Source organism: Streptomyces sp. NPDC056503 (genome assembly GCF_042794995.1).
Lineage (GTDB): Bacteria > Actinomycetota > Actinomycetes > Streptomycetales > Streptomycetaceae > Streptomyces.
Genome location: NZ_JBHTST010000281.1, coordinates 1 through 1,286, shown reverse-complemented (window position 1 = coordinate 1,286; position 1,286 = coordinate 1). Strand labels below are relative to the sequence as shown.

Sequence of the window (1,286 nt, the reverse complement as noted above, 5' to 3'; positions counted from 1 at the left end):
CTAAGGGCTGTCCCGTAAATGATCTCCGAGTCGCCTCGGGCATGGTTGATCGCGGTCAAGCCCGTTGATCTATCCGGTGAGGGCGAGGTTGTGCATCCGGGCGATGCCGAGCATGGCGTGGTGGACGCCGTCGCCTCTGAGGCGGCAGTCGCGGAGGATCTTCCAGGTCTTCATACGAGCGAAGACGTGCTCGACGCGGGCCCGGACCTGCTTGTGGGACTTGTTGTGGTCCTCCTTCCACTCCGGGAGTTCAGTCTGGCCGCGCTTGCGGCGGTGCGGGATGACCAGGCCGGTGCCCAGGTATCCGCCGTCGGCGATCGTGAGGGTCTTGCCGACGGTGGCCTTGGCGCCGGACTCCTCCCACGCCTTGCAGTCGTTGCGGTTCCCGGCGAGCGGCCGCCCGACCACGACGACCAGGCGGGTGTCGGCATCGATGACGACCTGGTGGTTGGTGGAGTACCGATAGTTCTTCGACTGCTCGGCGATGGTGTGGTCGCGGGTGGGGACCAGGGTGCCGTCCACGATGAGCACGGTGTCCTTGGCGAACCGCTTACGGGGCCGGAGCGCGAACATCGGCCCGAGGTGGTCGATGATGCGGTCCGCCGCCGACTTCGAGACCCCGAACAGCGGCGCGAGCTGCCGCATGGTTAGGTTCGTGCGCCAGTACGCCGCGACCAGCAGGGCTCGGTCCTCCAGCGGAAGACTCCATGGCCGGCCCTTGCGGACCACGTCGGCACCCTCGCGCCGCAGAACCGTCACCAGCTTCCCGAAGGCGCGAGGGGTCAGCCCGGAGAACGGGGCTATCCAGGAAGGCTCCGACGCCGTGATCACACCAGCCACTGCGTGATCATTCCACTGCTTCAGGTTCCCCCTGTTCGAACGCGATGCGGCAGCGTTCTACCTGGTCGGCGACCTGCTCCATGAACCAACGCATGATCTCGTAGGGGACAACGCGCTCGTCAGGGCTCCAGATGCGGACGGTCGGTTGCAGGCTGGGGTCCTCGTCTGGGACAAGCGCTACCAAGAAGGCAGCGCCGGGCAAGTGGGTCACCACAGCGTCGCGGTTCTCGGCCCCCTCGGCCGACGCCGGCACAGCCTCGCTCAGCTCCACAGCCCAGGCATCGTCGGGCAAGGCGTAGTGGAACAGCACGGCGTAGTGACGGCCTGCATGTTCTCGCAGCTCCCATGGCATGTCAGAAGGCTGTCACAGCTGCCATGTCGGAGGCTCGCGGATATCCCGGCTCACCTGGGTACAACCCGGCCAGCGTTTACGGGACAGCCCTTAG

Annotated in this window: 2 protein-coding genes; both read right to left on the bottom strand. The window is 66.4% G+C overall.

Annotated elements, in window-relative coordinates:
• Nucleotides 1-69: 69 nt before the first annotated feature.
• The gene (locus ACFQ8C_RS37045) at nucleotides 70-840 is read right to left on the bottom strand and encodes a transposase (protein ID WP_383466366.1); all 771 of its coding nucleotides are present in this window, start codon (nucleotides 838-840) and stop codon (nucleotides 70-72) included.
• Nucleotides 841-847: 7 nt separating this feature from the next.
• The gene (locus tag ACFQ8C_RS37040; RefSeq protein ID WP_383466364.1) at nucleotides 848-1,192 is read right to left on the bottom strand and encodes a hypothetical protein; all 345 of its coding nucleotides are present in this window, start codon (nucleotides 1,190-1,192) and stop codon (nucleotides 848-850) included.
• Nucleotides 1,193-1,286 lie beyond the last annotated feature (94 nt).